Genomic DNA, 15039 nt, shown 5'->3' on the forward strand with positions numbered 1-15039 from the left:
GCGGGCGGTCCTACCGCGTCGTGTCGGGCTACGACACCCGATCGAGGGTGGCCACAAACAGATCATACAGCGCACGCAACCGCGCCGGATCGTCAATGTGCCCTGACACATCGAGCGCGAGCGGATCGGCGTCCGGTGTGGGGTCGTGGAACGTGCCCGCATCGTCGTGGCGGTGCAGCTGCCCTTCAAAATGGGCGAGGTACTGCTGACGCAACGCCTCGTCAGCGAAGAGCTGCCGCACCAGATCGGGGGTATCGCCTTTGAGGACAAAGGCTTCGTCGAAGGTGGCGTCGTCCACGTGAATGTCGAGTGCCCCGAACCACTGCGCCACGGAGCTGGCGAAGTTCGCGCGCGATACCGAAAAGCGGTGCGCCGGCAGCGACGGCAGCGTGGTGGAGAAGCGGGTGGACAGCACGGGAATCATCACCTTGCCCGTCATGATCATGGTGACATGCCCTTCAATGCGAATCACATGGCCGCCGTGCGGAATCTCCATGACCGACTGATTCCCAAACCCTACCGCGGTGCACGTTCCCCCCAGCTCCTTGGCAAACGTCGGCCACGTGTCGTCCGGCTCGGAACGAAAGAACTCGGCAATCTTCATACCCTGGCCCCCAGCCGTTTAGTTTTCCTGCGACCTACTCCACCTGTCGCCTCAATTACCGCGTGACGCTTCTTTCCTGTTCCAATATCGGGATCTCCTTCGGAGCCACCGAACTGCTCAAGAATATCACCTTCACCGTCGCCGAGGGTGAGCGGTGGGGGATCATTGGGCGGAACGGCGCCGGCAAGTCGTCGATCTTCAGCGTGATTACCGGCGACCGTCAGCCCAACGTGGGCGCGGTGGCGCGCAAGCCGGGGCTGCGGCATGCGTTGCTCGACCAGCACCGGGCCTTCGAGGGCGCCACCACGGTGTGGCAGGCCGGCGCGGCGGCGTGGCGTGACGTGATTGCCCTGGAGCAGAGCATCGCCGATCAGGCCATGCAGCTGGGAGAGCTGGGCGACAAGGTGACCGACGAGATGCTCGAGAAATTCGGGCACGATCAGGAACGGTTTGCCGACATGGGTGGCTACGAGTACCACGCCCGCGTGGATGCGGTCTTGCAGGGGTTGGGCTTTGACGCCGAGGAATCCAAGACGCGGCTGGTGTCTACCCTGTCCGGTGGCGAACGCGGGCGTGTGGGACTGGCGGCGCAGCTCATTGCGCCGGCCGACCTGTTGATGCTCGACGAACCCACCAACCACCTTGATCTCGATACCATTGCCTGGTTGCAGGAGTGGCTCAAGGATGCGGGAGAGACGGTGCTGGTGGTGTCGCACGATCGTGCCTTTCTCGATGCCATCTGCACCCACATCCTGCACATCGAGGCGAAATCGAGCGAGTGGTACAAGGGCAACTACAGCCAGTTTGTCCCGCAGCGCGCCGAACGTCGCCTCACGCGCGAGCGCGAACTGGAGAAGCAGCGCGCGTACGTGAAGAAGGAGGAGGAGTACATCAAGCGGAACATTGCCGGCGTGAACTCCTTCCAGGCCAAGGGCAAGCGCAAGCGTCTTGAGCGCTTGCCGCGCCTGGCGCCACCGCCGGGTGATCCGGCGGCCATGTCGCTGGAGTTCAAGGTGGGTGACCGTGGTGGCGACCAGGTGGTTGCCATCAAGGATCTGCGCGTGGAAGTGCCCGGCCGTGTGCTGGTAGACGATTTTACGGCCGTGTTGCGCCGCAATGACTTCGTGGCGCTGGTAGGCCCCAACGGCGCCGGCAAGTCATCGTTCATTTCCACGATGCTTGGCGATCTGGCGCCGGCCCAAGGCACCACGAAAGTGGGCAGCTCCATTACCCCCGCGTATTTCCGACAGGACCTTGGCGACCTGCCGCTGCAGATGGCCATGTTTGACGCGATTCAGGCGCAGCGGCCGCTCTGGAACCGCGGGCAGGTGCAGAATCACCTCGGGGCGTTCGGTTTCAGCGGTGAGGAAGTGTTCCGCGAAATCCGTACGCTGAGCGGTGGCGAGCGCGCACGCATGGCGCTGGCGCTCATGACGCTGTCAGGGGCCAACCTGTTGGTGCTCGACGAGCCCACCAATCACCTCGACGTGGAGAACATCGAGGTGCTGGAAGATGCACTCGATGAATACGAAGGCACCGTGCTGATCGTAAGTCACGATCGGGCCTTCCTGCGTCAGGTGGCCACGCGTGTGTGGTGGTTCAACGGCACGCGGCTCATGGACTTCGACGGCCCGTTTACGGAGTGGGAAGCGGATATGGCGCGCCGCGGGCAATAACGCGCGAAGCGGGCACGAAGTCGCCCACGCCGGGGCTGCGGCGCTTCACCCCGTGAGCTGCCGCAGCACCTGCGTCCCGGATCGACTGGCCACGATCTTGGCGCCATCGCGCAGCTCCACGAGATAGCGCCCCGCGTCGTGCGGACGAATGGCGATGACACAATCGAGATTCACCACATGAGAGCGGTGAATGCGGATGAACCGCGCCGGGTCGAGCCGCGGCAGTAATGCACTCAATGTCATGCCCAGCAGTTGGCGTCGTCCGTCTACCACGAGGGCGACATAGTCGCCGTCGGCATCCAGTCGGCTCACATCGGCCAGGCGAATGGGCACCAGCCGCTGGCCGGTGCGCACGAACACGCGCTCCAGCGGTGCGCCACCCTGCTCCTGCACTTCACGCAGTCGATCGAGCGGCTCCACATCGGCAGGGAGTGCGACCCGGTCGCGCAGACGCGCCACGGCGGTGGCAAAGCGCGCGGTGCCAAAGGGCTTGAGCAGGTAATCCACCGCGCCCAGCTCAAACGCCTGCACGGCGTGCGTATCGTGCGCGGTCGTGAACACGATGTGCGGGCGGTGAACCAGCGCGGTGAGCACGCCAAAACCATCGCGACCCGGCATGCGCACATCGAGAAAGAGCACATCGGGACGCACGGCATTCACCAGCGCCACGGCCGTATCGCCATCAGCGGCTTCGCCCACCAGTGTGAGGGCGTCATGCGCCTGCACCAGCGCGCGCAGGTGATCGCGGGCCACGGGTTCATCTTCCACAATGACCGCCCGCAAGGGCGTGGGCGGTACCGTCAGTTCGGTGCTGGTCATACGGGCAACAGCAGGCGAACGCTAAAGCCCTCGCCGGGCGCCGTGGTGACCTGCAGGGATGCACGCGCGCCGTATTTAGCGGCCAGGCGTTTGCGCAGCGCATCCAGACCAATACCGGTGCCGCCAGTGGACGAGCTGCCAGAGGCCGGCGACGACGGCATGCCAAGGCCATTATCGGCCACCGAGAGCACCATCTGCTGTTCGTGCACCTCGGCGCGTACCACAATGGAGCCACCATTGGCGCGCGGGGCCAGCCCGTGCCGAATGGCGTTCTCCACCAACGGTTGCAGCGAAAGACTGGGGACCATGAGATCTCGTGCATCGTCATCGATCTCCATCACCACCTGCAAGCGGTCGCCGAGTCGCGCACGCTCGATGGCGAGATAGAGCTCCACAAACCGCAGCTCTTCGTCCAGCGGGACGGTTTCACGGGCCCCGCGCGTGGGGTCGAGGACATAGCGCAGCAGCATGGCCAGCTGCTCCAACGCCTGCTCCGCCGCTTCGGGATCGCGTCGCACCAGCGCCGTGGCCGTGTGCAGCGCATTGTACAGAAAGTGCGGGTCCACCTGCGCACGCAGCACCGCCAGTTCGGCGCGCGCCCGCTCGGCTTCGGCGACACGCAACCGGGCTTCGCGTTGACGCGTGCGTTCACCGGCCTGCATGGCCCACGTGACACTCGCAATGGTGGCATAGACGACGATGCCAAAAAACAGTTGCCAGAGAATCCACGGACGCACCTGCGCGACCGTGGTGCTCCAGTCCCCGAACGCGAGACGAATGTCGTACACGATGTACGCGGACCAGATCAGCGTGTACAAACTGGCGCCCAGCACGTGCGCCGGCCGCGGCGACCATGTGGTATTGGCATCCTGCGCGTCGAGTACGCGGCGGCCCAGGGTGCGCACCCACCAGAGCGCCGCCACGCCCAGCCCGGAGGCGATACCTACAGTGCTGAGCGCGCCAATCACCGCCTCGTTGATGGGCATGGCGTTTGGTGCACCTATGAGAATGGCGTACACCAACACCAGCGGTACCCACAGCACGAGATAGATCAGCGCGCCCCGCATGGTCATCGCGTACGCTCCAGCGACGGCTTGAGTACGTATTTCACCCACGCGTAGTCGGGAGCGAGGTTCAGCGCCTTGTCATAGGCGGCTCGGGCGGCGTCGCGCTTGCCGGCCTTGCCTTCCATCTGCCCAAGCCACGCATAGGCCTCGGCCTGTCCCCACGCCGGGAGCGGGCGCTGTGGGGCGTCGGCCGCAAAGGCCCGCAGTGACTGTTGCAGCAGATCGCGCGCCTTGTCTTCGCCACCGCCAAAGGCACTGGGCTTGTACCAGGCCGAGACGGCGCGCAGCAGCAACACGCGTGGATTGTTGGCGCCCAGCTCGACGGCACGGTCTTCGGCGGCGTTGGCCTTCATGCCAAAGCGCACGCCGCGCAACATGCTGTCGCCAATCATGGAACCCGTGGCCGACGCAATCAACGCATGGGTCTCCGGCAAAGGACGGATAGCGGCGGAGCGCTCAAAGAGCGACACCGCTTCTTCGTACAGCGGCAGCGCCGTGTCGAAGTCACTGAGGCGCTGCGCCTGACGATAGCGGATATACCCCTGATAGTGCAGCAGCAGCGGTTCATCTGGAAATACGGTGAGCGCCCGCTGGGCCAGCTTGTACGCCTGGGCGAGCCCGGTGGTGTCGCCCGCGAGATAGGCGCGGTCGGCCACGGTGCGCACACTGTCGGCCAACCGAGCGGCGCCGGCGAGCGCCCCGGCGGGGGCCTCGGGTTTGGTGGCAGCCGTCTGGGCGTGCAGGGTACCCGCCGTGGCGAGCGTGAGCGCCAAGACGGCAGCCGCACGAAAAGGCACGCGGGCGTTACGGCAGCAGGAGAGTGGCACCAGCATAAATACTCCGGTTGAAGGGAGAGCGGACCGGCGTGCGTACCGTGTAGTCGGCATTCCACGTGTAGCGCATGATGTTGCGCCGGTCAAAGACGTTGGAGAGAGAGGCCCAGAACACCGCGGTGGGCCCGGTGCGCCGCGCGAGCAACCAGCTCACGCTCACATCACTGCGCCAGTAGCCTGGCAGGCGCTCGCCGTTGGGGGCGCCGTACTCCGGTAGCACGCCATTGGCGGTACTGGTGCGCCCCACGATGTTGGTGAACGGGCGACCGGTGGCGTAGCGCAACGCACTGTTGATGGAGAGGCGTCCCAACTCGCGCTCCGTGAGCCAGATGACGGAGTGCGTGATGCTGGTGGGCGCGGTGGCGAGCACCCCTGAGCGCGGGTCGGTGCGACGCGCATCCAGCACACTCCACACCAGACGGCTGCGTGAGCGTTTGCCGAACTGCCAGCGCAGTTCACTGTCCACACCAACGGCGTCGCCTTCACCACCGGTGACTACACCAAACGATGGCGTGAACTGTGCCAGCGACTGCCAGCGGCGGGCATAGGCTTCAATGCGCAGCCGAGTGCCACCCATCTGTCCGCGTTCAAGGGCGATGGTGCTCTGCACCACGCGCATTGGTTCGGCGATGGTATCGCGCACCAGAATGGGTTCGGGGATCTGATGGTACGCGCCCACCGACGCCACGATGCCCCACGGGCCACGCTGCGTGGCCAACGCCACGCGCGGGTCGAGCGTGGTACGCTGCGTGTAGTTGCTGCGATCGGCGCGCAGACCGGTAGTGAGTTGGGCCCACGGCCGCACCCGCCACGTGAGTTCACCATGTACGCCACTGCGCGTGGTGGGCGTATTGGTCGAGAACAGCGTGCTGCCGGTGGTGACGGTGCCGCGGTAGGTGGCGGTGAACCGCTCGTGTTCCACACCCAGCATCACGCCCAGGCGTCTGCCTGGGGCCCGACGCACGGAGGCCACGAGGTGATCGCTGGCGAGAGTGGTGCCAAGATCGATGCCAGGCAGCTGTTCGTCGCGGGAAAAGCGGCTGCGCCCGGCCGACACACTGGGGCGCCAGGCATAGGTGGTGTCACGCCACGACAGCACCGTGAGCCCTTCGGTGGAGGAGGCCGCGTAGCGGCTGGCGCCGGTGATATCGGCCGCGCCCACGCCAAACTCCTGCTGTTGCTGCACGGAGAACAGCTTCAGCCGGCTGTGTGTTGATGTGGCGTATTCAAGCGTGACCGCGGCATCACCGCCGCGCGGTGGCGGATCGTACGGTTGCGCCTGTCCAAAGGCCGCTGTAAGGGGCCCCAGGTCGGAGATGTTGGCCAATACGCGCACACCAAGCTTTGGCGTGACCGCGATGGCTGCATTGGCCGACGCCCCGCCGATACTGGCACTCAGCGAGCCGGTGCTGCGCGACGGGCGACCGGCGGTTTCCATGCGGACCACGCCACTGAGCGCGTTGCCATAGGCCGCGCCGAAGGCGCCGGCGGAGAGCGTCGCGTTGGCGAGGAGAAACGGATTGAGCGAGGCCCCCACGTGGCCGGTGGGATTCCCGAAGCGGGCCGGCGAGAGCATGACGACATCGTCCACCAGCACGCGGGTTTCGGTGACATCACCGCCGCGCACAAAGAGGCCGGTGCCTTCGTCCACGTTGCTGACGCCGGGGGCAATCTGCAGGGCGCGCGCCACGTTGGCGGCGGCGCCTGGCGTTTGTACCACATCGAGTGGGCTGAGGGCTTCGCTGCTGCTGGCGTTGCTCAAGCGGAACTCGCCCGGCGGCAGCACGGTGAACGACGCGAGCCGCGGCACCCCCTTGGGAAGCACCAGCACCACCTCGCTATCGACCGGGAACGTCAATTCCACCTGCACCGGCGGATCGCCAAGTGCTCGGGCCACGAGCATACCGCGTCCGATCCACGCGGTGGGGAGCCGAAAGCGCCCCGTGCTATCGGTGAGCGTGCGCTCTTCCGATTCGAACAGCTCAATCGTGGCCCCAATGACCGGTTGTCCGGTGGGGCGACGCACCACACCCTGCACGACGCGCTGTGCCGCGCTCGGCGTGGGCGCGGGAAGCATCGGTGCCGGTGATTGCGCGCCGGTGGCGGCGGGGGCGAGCCCCGCCAGCACCAGCAGCACGAGACGATGACGCGTGAGGTTCATGCCGCAGCCTACGCCGGCGGCGGCCCCGTGATTCAAGTCAGTCGACGAATCGACAGCACGGGTCGGTGAATGGGGAGGTGGCGCCCAAACCGGGCTCGGCTTACCCCGTCAGCTCATTTCGTGGTCGGCGCGAGCAGCGTCTGCACCCCCTTCACAATTTCATCGGCGGTGGCTTCGTACGGGAACGTGAGCCGCACGGTGCCCTGCTGGTCGAGCACATACAACGACGTGGAGTGCGTGACGCTGTATTTGGCGGCCGACTCGGGGGTAGGGACGATCTTGTACGACGCGCCGTACTGTGCCACTACCGAGTCGATCTGTGCCCGTGTGCCGGTGAGCCCCAGCGCATCGAGGCTGAACAATTCCAGATCTGCCTTGAGTACCGCTGGCGTATCGCGATCAGGATCGACCGTGACGTACAGCGTTTTCACTTGCGCGGCGCCCGGCCCCAATCGGCTGGCCACCGCCGACAGCTTGGACAGCGTGGTGGGGCAGACATCGGGGCACATGGTGTAGCCGAAGAACAGCATGACCACCTTGCCTCGCTGCGAACTGAGCGAGAACGGCGCGCCGGTGTGATCGGTGAGTGAGAAGTCCCCGCCAGCAGGATCGTCGCCTTTGCTGCAGGCGCTGAGCCCGGCACTCAGCGCCAGCGCCACGGTGAGAAATGCGCGTCGCCGCATTACATGCCGCCCATCTTGCGGACCGTCGCCACCACCGGCACGCGGGTGCCGTCATCGAGCGTGAGCTCGACTCGCACGGTATCGCCGGGCACCAGCGGCTTCTTGAGACCGAACAGCATGAGGTGCAGTCCGCCCGGACGGAGCTCCACCTGTCCGTTGGCCGGCACCGCGATGCTCTTCACCGGCGACATCTGCATCATGCCACCGTCGCGCTTCATCTCGTGCAGTTCCAGCGTATCACCAACACTGGCCTTGCCGCTCACGATGGTGCGTGTGGTGGCCCCTGCGTTCTGGACCGTGAGGAACATGCCGGTCACCGCCCGCCCGGCCGGTGCTTCGCGTACCCACGCATCGCGGGCGGTAACAACCGTGGTTTGTGCCAGCACTGTTGATGCCCCAGTGTGCATGGTTACAAGCACCAGGGCCGGGATGATCAGGGGCAAAGAGATGCGGCGAAACAAGCCGTTCATGGAGTAACCTCACTGGAGAGTGGAGTGCCACGCAGCGATACGATGTACATACCGATCGCGAGTCGTTGATTGTTGGTGAGATGTGCGTACAGCGGCATCGCGCCGCCGTTGGGAATACCGGTGGCCAGTGTCTGGGCAATCGCCTCTGCCGTGGTGCCATTGCGAAACGCCTGCACCATCCGAAAGTCGCGGGGGGGTGGCACCAGCGTACGCCCAACTGGACCGGTTCCATCGCCAGCCAGACCATGACACGCCGCACAGCCGTTGCCTTTGAACAACTGTTCACCGGTGGATATCGAAGGGGCGGTTTCCGACACGGTCGCCACCACGGATGCCGGTGCAAGTGACAGCGCCGAATCGAGATCGCTGTACGACACAACACGCGCCACGGCAGAGCGCGACCACGCGTTGGACAGTCGTACGACAATGCGCACCGAATCACCACGGGTGTGAGGCGTGGCCAATCCGTCCACCGAAACGGTGTAGCCGCCGGGGGCGAATCGCACGGCGCCACCGGCGGGAACGACCACGCCCGCAAGAGGTGACATCATCGCGGTGGCTCCCCGCATCGCGCTGGCGCTCGGCATACGATGCGCGGTGACCGACTGCAGGGTGGTACCAGACGCGCCTTCGACGTCCACACGAACCACCTGCAGCTCAATGGCGCTGGTATTGCGCACCGTCATGTATACCGCCGCTGGCATCCCCCCCGTTGGTAGCGTGAGGACCGCCTGCTCAATCTCCAGGACGCGCGTTTCCGTGCCGCACGCGCTCAGCAGCAGCGTGATGCCGACGGTGGCCACCGCACGGAACGCACCAAGATTGACGAGGCCCAACAGAGACCCGCGAGGCATATACCCTGAAGCTACCTGCGCGGTTTTCCGCTTCAATCGGGCATTGGCTGACAACGGACCAGCAATTCCTCCAGCTTGTCGAACGACCCCGTCCACCCCTGTGTCATGCCGCCACGCTCGGCGATAAAGGCGGCAATTTCCTCTGGCGTCGCATGGCCGTGCGGGTTCCAGCGAACGGTTACCCGTGTTTGTGTCGGCCCTTCCTCAGTCAGCTGCACCAACGTGCGCATCGTCTCGGGCCAGACCGGTGCGCCAGGGTGACGCGACATCTGCTCGTGTTCGTCGGTGAAGCACTGTGTGTACTCCAAGCGATGCGGCGCCTCCACCGCGAGATACTCCACGCGGCCGTACATCGTAAACGCGCCGTTGGTCATGGCGTAAAAGCCATCGCCGCCAGGGGCGATATTGATGCGATGGAACTCCATGGAGAATTCCGTGGGCGGCAGCCACTGCGCAAAGTGCTCCGGCTGCGTCCACATCTCCCACACGATCGCAATGGGCGCGTCAAAGCTGCGATTGATCACGAACACATCGGCGCCCGACACCGTCTTCTCGAGATGTTCGCCTAGACGATCCCACGTGCTATTGCCACCAGCCGCTTTGATGAAGCCGCGCGTTTGCTGTGCCTGCTCCGGCGTGGCGAGCGTCATGCACAGCTCCAGCTGCGTGCGTTCACCGAGGTCGTGAAAGTCCACCGTCACGCGGAAGAGCGGTGCGCTGTCGGCGGCTGAGGCGCCGTGATCGTACACCAGTCGCTTCTGTGGCTCCACCACGTGATAGCGCGTGAAGTTGGGCCAGTCTTTGCCGTCGGGACCGTGCATGGTGTATACCCACGTGCCATCCACCCGCAGCTCCTTGCTGTGGGTGGTGATGGTAAAGCCACGCGGTCCCCACCACTGCGCCACCTGCGCCAGATCGGTCCACGCGTCCCACACCAGCGCGACGGGTGCGTCGTAGACGCGGGTGAGGCGAATGTCGCAGCTGCTATCGGCTGACGTCATCGGGGTGGCTCGGGGTGGGGGTGGGGGTGGGGGTGGGCGTGGGCGTGGTCACGGGAGCTGTGACTTGGGCTGTGACGGTCTTGAGGTACTCGCCCAGGCGATCGAGGCTCGCTTCCATGTGGGCGCGATACTCGTCCATCCAGGCGGCGGCGTCTTTGAGCGGCGCGGCGTTGAGCGTGCAGGGGCGCCATTGGGCCTCGCGCCCTTTGGTGACGAGCCCGGCCCGCTCCAGCACCTTGAGGTGCTTGGTGACTCCCGGGAGCGTCATCTGCCCCAGAAACGGCTCGGCGATCTGGGTGACACTGGCCTCCCCCTGCCGCAGGCGCGCCAGGATGGCGCGGCGGGTGGGGTCGGCGAGGGCGGAGAAGGTTTGGCTCAGCGTGTCCTGCATGATATACCAGTTGGTTAATTAGCTGACTGGTATAGTAAGTGGCGGGGTATATTCTGCAAGGCGGGGTATATTCTGCAAGACGGTACGCTCGGAATCGGTGGCCCCCAATTTTCTGGTACTGACCCAATGCGCCTGCGAAGCTTGCTGACACGCCCAAAACTGGCCGCACTGCTGCTGCCAGCGGCCGGTGCTGCCGCCCTGCTGTTTTCGCCCGCCGGCAAGCTGCCGGCCAGTGCTCGCTGCTCATTGGCGCCTGGTGGTACGATGGCGTTGCTCAAGGTCGAGCGAGACACCCTGTTGCCATTGACCGAGTCGCGTCAGTCGCCCGTCTTCTCAAGTAGCGCGCCGGCCGGTGGCCGCGGCGAAATGACCGACACCATGATCATGCCGGCGGCGCGGGTGCGGCTGCTGAACGTGGATGATGTCACGCGCGCCGCGTTCACCGCGGCGGGGATTTCGGACACGCAGCCGCACGCGTATATCGTGGCCGCACCGTATGGCGCCGACTGCCGCACCATTCCGTGGTCGGACACCGTGACCTTCGCCGTGCCAGGCGAAATTGGTTATGTGCGTGCAACGCTGGCGGCGCGGGATCGCTGGATCGGGAACGTGCCCGTGCTCGTCATCCCCGACTACTGGAACTATCCGTATCCACGGCGCGGTCGCCCGTATGGTGTGCCGGTCAATGCGCCGCTCGCGCCCGCTGCCGCGATGTTTGATGCGCAGCGTCTGCTGCATCGCCCGTACTACACCACACGACCGTCGCCGTCGGAGATTGATGCCGCGGGTGGCGAGCGTGGCGCGCGAGCCATGGACTGGGCGCGCAGCAATCTCCAGCACGCCGAACTGGAACCGATCCGCACGCTTGTGCGCGATGCTGTGTTGGAAACCGATTGGCGCGTCGCTCAGCGCACACCCAGTCAGCTGCGCGGTACATACCGTGTTGAGCTGCACGCCGACACCACGACGTACACATGGTACTTTCGCACGCAGCCGCAGCTTGCCTATCGCTGGGACGGGGAGAGGCAGCGTACCACAGCGGAGCTGCTTTCATCTCCGCACATTGGCGGCTACCGCATGGTGGGGTATGCCGCCGAGTCGCTGTCGGCGCTGACTGGTGATCCGGGCAGCGGGAGCAATCGTCGACCATTGGTATGGCTTGTCGTGAACGACCGTCCCACCACGCCCGGCAATGAGGCGCGGCGGGAGTTCACCGGCGTGCTGGAGTTCATGCAGAGCGCCACGGCCGAAGCGGCGTGGGATGCACTGGCGCCGTTCACGCCCCCGCTGAGCGTCGCGGACAGCACGATGCTGGCCCGCATGGGGCGCCCCTTGCCACGCGGCAACCGGCAGCCGCGGTTGCCAATCACCGTGCAGCTTGGTGCCAATGAGAGCGTGCGTGCCGACAGCACGTGGGTGACCGCAGGCCGTCGCTTGCGGGTGGTGCTGACGCGAGTGGATACCACGACCACCCGCCGCACGTTCTGACCGGTTCTCGCCGGATATTGCACGGGTCAGGTGTGCAACGGTTCATTGCGCCGAGCTGCCACGCTCGGCGTACATTTCGGGCATGACCGACATTGCCAGCCGGCTGGGCGCTGCCCTTGCAGAACGTTACGAGATTGAGCGGGAGCTGGGGCACGGGGGTATGGCCACCGTGCATCTGGCGCGCGATATCCGCCATGGTCGTACCGTGGCCATCAAGGTGTTGCGCCCCGAGCTTGCCCAGGCGGTAGGTGCGGCGCGTTTTCTGCGGGAGATCAACATCGCCGCGCAGCTGCAGTCGCCGCACATTCTGCCGCTGCTCGATTCGGGGGAGGCGGACGGGCTTCTGTACTACGTCATGCCGTACATCGAGGGCGATTCACTGCGTGGTCTGCTCGCCAAGGAGGGCACGCTGGCGCCGTCGGACGCAGTGCGTCTGTTGCGCGATGTGGTGGACGGGTTGGCCCACGCTCACCGTGCTGGCGTGTTGCACCGTGACATCAAGCCAGACAATGTCATGATTGCCGATCGGCACGCGTTGCTGGTGGACTTTGGTGTGGCCAAGGCCATGCGCGATGCCACGAAGCAGCACGATCTCACCAGCATCGGCTTTTCGCTTGGCACCCCGAGCTACATGGCGCCGGAGCAAGCCGCCGCCGACCCCCTCATCGATCATCGTGCCGACATTTATTCAGTTGGCGTGATGGCGTATGAAATGCTGTCGGGTACCCTGCCGTTCACCGGTGCACCACAGGCCGTCATGGCGGCGCATATCTCCAAAGCGGTTCCGCCGCTGCTCACGGTCACGCCGCATGTCCCGCCTGCGCTGGCGCAGCTGATCATGCGCTGCCTCGAGAAGGATCCGGCGTTGCGCTATCAGTCGGCAGCAGAACTGCTCGAGGCCATGGAGTCGCTGGCGACGCCATCGATGTCCACCGTGGTGTCACGACCTCCGGCCGCTCGCCGCTCACGCATGGTCTTGCTGGCCGGAATGGGAGTGGCCCTCGTGGCCGTGGCAGGCTATTTCGGAACGGCGGCGCTGCGTCGCGACCAATGGGTGAACAGCACCGGCAAGCCCATGCTGGCGCGGTTGATTGAAGCCAGCGATATCGACAGCATCGTGACTGTCGCACTCGAAATTGATCGTATTGCGAAGAACGATTCCGTCACGGCGAGTTTGCCGGGATTTATGGTGCGTCGTGCGGTGATAACGACCATGCCGGCCGGCGCGACGGTCTGTCGCGCCTCGTTTGCCGATACCACGCAGTGGCGATGCCTCGGCACCACCCCCACCGATTCCGTGTGGTTGCCGAATCGTCCCGGATTGTTCCGGTTTCAGAAGACGGGTTATCGCACCACCTATCGCGTGGAGGGGCCGCGACCCGCGCTCGTCCCGCTCGATAGCGCGTCGGCTCCGCACGCGGAAATGGAACGGATTGCCGCCGGGAACTTCGACACCTTTCTGGTAGGAACCGACGGGAATCCGGAGTTGCCCTTGGGCGAATTCCGGCTCGACCGCTTTGAAACATCCAATCGTCAGTACAAGGCGTTTGTCGACGCCGGCGGCTATCGGGACTCGAGCTACTGGGAGCATCCGTTTCGCGAGGATGGTACCGCGCTCTCGTGGGCGCAGGCCATGGCGAAGTTCGTCGATCGCAGTGGACTTCCTGGGCCGGCAACATGGGAAGGTGGCGACTACCCGGCGGGGAAGGGCGATTTCCCCGTGGGTGGTGTAAGCTGGTACGAGGCCGCGGCGTTCGCGAAGTTCGCCGGCAAGTCGTTGCCGACGCTGTATCACTGGGCCCGGGCCGCCAGTGTATACCAATCGCGCTTTGTGGTGCCGTACAGCAACCTCGAAAGCAAAGACGCACTGCCGGTTGGCACACTGCGCGGCGTGAGCTGGGCTGGTGTGTCCGATATGGCCGGCAATGTGCGCGAGTGGTGCTTCAACGATGCGGGCGCGAGTGGCCGGTACATTCTGGGCGGCGGGTTCAGCGATGCGACGTATTCGTTTGTGGATGCGTACGCACAGCCTCCCATGAGTCGTGCGGCCATCAACGGTTTTCGCCTCGCACTCTACGCGCCCAACGAACCCAGTCTCGCCGCCGCATCGGCACCCATCTCACGCGCGGTGACCGACTATGCCAAGGAAACCCCGGTATCCGCGGCGATCTACGCCGCCTACCTGCCGCAGTTCGACTACGACAAGAGTGCGCTCAACGCCAAGGTGGAACAGCGCGATACCACGCCGGAGAACTGGATTGTTGAGCGGGTGAGTTTTGATGCCGCGTACGGTGGGGAGCGCATGGCGGCGTGGATCTACCTGCCCAAACGCGCGACCCCGCCGTATCAGACCGTCGTGATGTTTCCGGGATCGGGGTCGATTGGAGCGGCGCCCAGCACCAGTACACCCGATACGCGGATCAGCTTTTTGCCGCAGGCCGGTCGTGTGGCCGTGTTCCCGATTTTCAAGAGCATCCACGAGCGAAGCGACAGCCTGCGCAGCGACATCCCCGACCGCTCCATCTTCTGGCGCGATCACGTGATCATGTGGGTCAAAGACTATCGCCGTACGCTCGACTACCTGAGCACGCGGGCCGATATCGACAGCACGAAGTTAGCCTATTTCGGCTATAGCTGGGGTGGCAACATGGGTGGGATCATTCCTGCCGTCGAACCGCGCATCAAAGCGAGCATGTTGTACGTCGCCGGCTTGACCATGGAGCGCAGTCGACCGGAAGTGGATCCCTTCAACTATCTGCCGCGCGTGACATCGCCGGTGCTGATGCTCAACGGCAAGTACGACTACTTCTTCCCGTCGGAAACGGCGCAGAAGCCGTTCTACCAACTCCTGGGCTCTCCGGCGGCCGACAAGAAATACAAGGTGTACGAAGGTGGTCATGATGTGCCGCGCACCGAATTGATCAAGGAATCCCTGGCGTGGCTGGACAGGTATCTGGGGCCGGTGTCCAGCCGGTCACCTGGACGGCGCTAA

At 65.0% G+C, this 15039-nt stretch carries 13 protein-coding genes; 3 read left to right on the forward strand and 10 right to left on the reverse strand.

Going from position 1 to position 15039, the window contains the following annotated elements; translation table 11 throughout:
• Positions 1-28 precede the first annotated feature (28 nt).
• A complete protein-coding gene (locus GEMMAAP_RS00750; protein WP_053333884.1) occupies positions 29-604 on the reverse strand; it encodes a hypothetical protein in 576 nt (191 codons plus the stop codon).
• A gap of 62 nt (positions 605-666) precedes the next feature.
• On the opposite strand from GEMMAAP_RS00750, the gene GEMMAAP_RS00755 reads away from it, so the two are divergent.
• The gene (locus GEMMAAP_RS00755) at positions 667-2280 is read left to right on the forward strand and encodes an ABC-F family ATP-binding cassette domain-containing protein (RefSeq protein WP_026849034.1); all 1614 of its coding nucleotides are present in this window, start codon (positions 667-669) and stop codon (positions 2278-2280) included.
• A gap of 45 nt (positions 2281-2325) precedes the next feature.
• Here the strand turns inward: GEMMAAP_RS00755 and GEMMAAP_RS00760 are convergent, their stop codons facing one another.
• From GEMMAAP_RS00760 to GEMMAAP_RS00800, 9 genes are all read right to left on the reverse strand, one after another.
• A complete protein-coding gene (locus GEMMAAP_RS00760; RefSeq protein WP_053333885.1) occupies positions 2326-3099 on the reverse strand; it encodes a LytR/AlgR family response regulator transcription factor in 774 nt (257 codons plus the stop codon).
• Positions 3096-4172: a sensor histidine kinase gene (locus GEMMAAP_RS00765; protein ID WP_053333886.1), complete on the reverse strand. Its 1077-nt coding sequence runs from the start codon at positions 4170-4172 to the stop codon at positions 3096-3098. Before GEMMAAP_RS00765 ends, GEMMAAP_RS00760 begins: the two co-directional genes overlap by 4 nt.
• Positions 4169-4963 (reverse strand): tetratricopeptide repeat protein, encoded by a 795-nt coding sequence (locus GEMMAAP_RS00770; RefSeq protein WP_158514678.1) that lies wholly within the window; start codon positions 4961-4963, stop codon positions 4169-4171. Before GEMMAAP_RS00770 ends, GEMMAAP_RS00765 begins: the two co-directional genes overlap by 4 nt.
• 7 nt (positions 4964-4970) lie before the next feature.
• Positions 4971-7160 (reverse strand): TonB-dependent receptor, encoded by a 2190-nt coding sequence (locus tag GEMMAAP_RS00775; RefSeq protein ID WP_043580096.1) that lies wholly within the window; start codon positions 7158-7160, stop codon positions 4971-4973.
• 113 nt (positions 7161-7273) lie between these two features.
• Positions 7274-7843 carry an SCO family protein gene (locus tag GEMMAAP_RS00780; protein ID WP_026849037.1) on the reverse strand — a complete coding sequence of 190 codons (570 nt, stop codon included), beginning with the start codon at positions 7841-7843 and terminating at the stop codon, positions 7274-7276.
• A complete protein-coding gene (locus tag GEMMAAP_RS00785) occupies positions 7843-8313 on the reverse strand; it encodes a copper chaperone PCu(A)C (protein ID WP_053333888.1) in 471 nt (156 codons plus the stop codon). The genes GEMMAAP_RS00780 and GEMMAAP_RS00785 overlap by 1 nt, the downstream gene beginning before the upstream one ends.
• Positions 8310-9167, reverse strand: a complete 858-nt coding sequence (locus GEMMAAP_RS00790) for a copper chaperone PCu(A)C domain-containing protein (protein ID WP_075071371.1) — start codon at positions 9165-9167, stop codon at positions 8310-8312. The genes GEMMAAP_RS00785 and GEMMAAP_RS00790 overlap by 4 nt, the downstream gene beginning before the upstream one ends.
• A gap of 32 nt (positions 9168-9199) precedes the next feature.
• The gene (locus GEMMAAP_RS00795; protein WP_026849039.1) at positions 9200-10168 is read right to left on the reverse strand and encodes an SRPBCC family protein; all 969 of its coding nucleotides are present in this window, start codon (positions 10166-10168) and stop codon (positions 9200-9202) included.
• On the reverse strand, positions 10152-10559 hold the full coding sequence (locus GEMMAAP_RS00800; protein WP_053333890.1) for an ArsR/SmtB family transcription factor: 408 nt from the start codon (positions 10557-10559) through the stop codon (positions 10152-10154). The genes GEMMAAP_RS00795 and GEMMAAP_RS00800 overlap by 17 nt, the downstream gene beginning before the upstream one ends.
• A 126-nt stretch (positions 10560-10685) precedes the next feature.
• Between GEMMAAP_RS00800 and GEMMAAP_RS00805 the strand changes: the two genes are divergently transcribed.
• Together GEMMAAP_RS00805 and GEMMAAP_RS00810 are read left to right on the forward strand one after the other, a co-directional pair.
• Entirely contained in the window at positions 10686-12047 is a 1362-nt protein-coding gene (locus GEMMAAP_RS00805) for a hypothetical protein (protein WP_026849040.1), read from the forward strand.
• Positions 12048-12129: 82 nt separating this feature from the next.
• On the forward strand, positions 12130-15039 hold the full coding sequence (locus GEMMAAP_RS00810; RefSeq protein WP_053333891.1) for a protein kinase domain-containing protein: 2910 nt from the start codon (positions 12130-12132) through the stop codon (positions 15037-15039).

Origin of the sequence: Gemmatimonas phototrophica, from assembly GCF_000695095.2 — a bacterium.
GTDB lineage: Bacteria > Gemmatimonadota > Gemmatimonadetes > Gemmatimonadales > Gemmatimonadaceae > Gemmatimonas > Gemmatimonas phototrophica.

Coding starts and splice junctions, on each gene's coding strand:
- GEMMAAP_RS00775 (WP_043580096.1), bottom strand. CDS start 7,160: ATGAACCTCACGCGTCATCGTCTCGTGCTGCTGGTGCTGGCGGGGCTC.
- GEMMAAP_RS00810 (WP_053333891.1), top strand. CDS start 12,130: ATGACCGACATTGCCAGCCGGCTGGGCGCTGCCCTTGCAGAACGTTAC.
- GEMMAAP_RS00800 (WP_053333890.1), bottom strand. CDS start 10,559: ATGCAGGACACGCTGAGCCAAACCTTCTCCGCCCTCGCCGACCCCACC.
- GEMMAAP_RS00805 (WP_026849040.1), top strand. CDS start 10,686: ATGCGCCTGCGAAGCTTGCTGACACGCCCAAAACTGGCCGCACTGCTG.
- GEMMAAP_RS00795 (WP_026849039.1), bottom strand. CDS start 10,168: ATGACGTCAGCCGATAGCAGCTGCGACATTCGCCTCACCCGCGTCTAC.
- GEMMAAP_RS00760 (WP_053333885.1), bottom strand. CDS start 3,099: ATGACCAGCACCGAACTGACGGTACCGCCCACGCCCTTGCGGGCGGTC.
- GEMMAAP_RS00785 (WP_053333888.1), bottom strand. CDS start 8,313: ATGAACGGCTTGTTTCGCCGCATCTCTTTGCCCCTGATCATCCCGGCC.
- GEMMAAP_RS00780 (WP_026849037.1), bottom strand. CDS start 7,843: ATGCGGCGACGCGCATTTCTCACCGTGGCGCTGGCGCTGAGTGCCGGG.
- GEMMAAP_RS00790 (WP_075071371.1), bottom strand. CDS start 9,167: ATGCCTCGCGGGTCTCTGTTGGGCCTCGTCAATCTTGGTGCGTTCCGT.
- GEMMAAP_RS00765 (WP_053333886.1), bottom strand. CDS start 4,172: ATGACCATGCGGGGCGCGCTGATCTATCTCGTGCTGTGGGTACCGCTG.
- GEMMAAP_RS00750 (WP_053333884.1), bottom strand. CDS start 604: ATGAAGATTGCCGAGTTCTTTCGTTCCGAGCCGGACGACACGTGGCCG.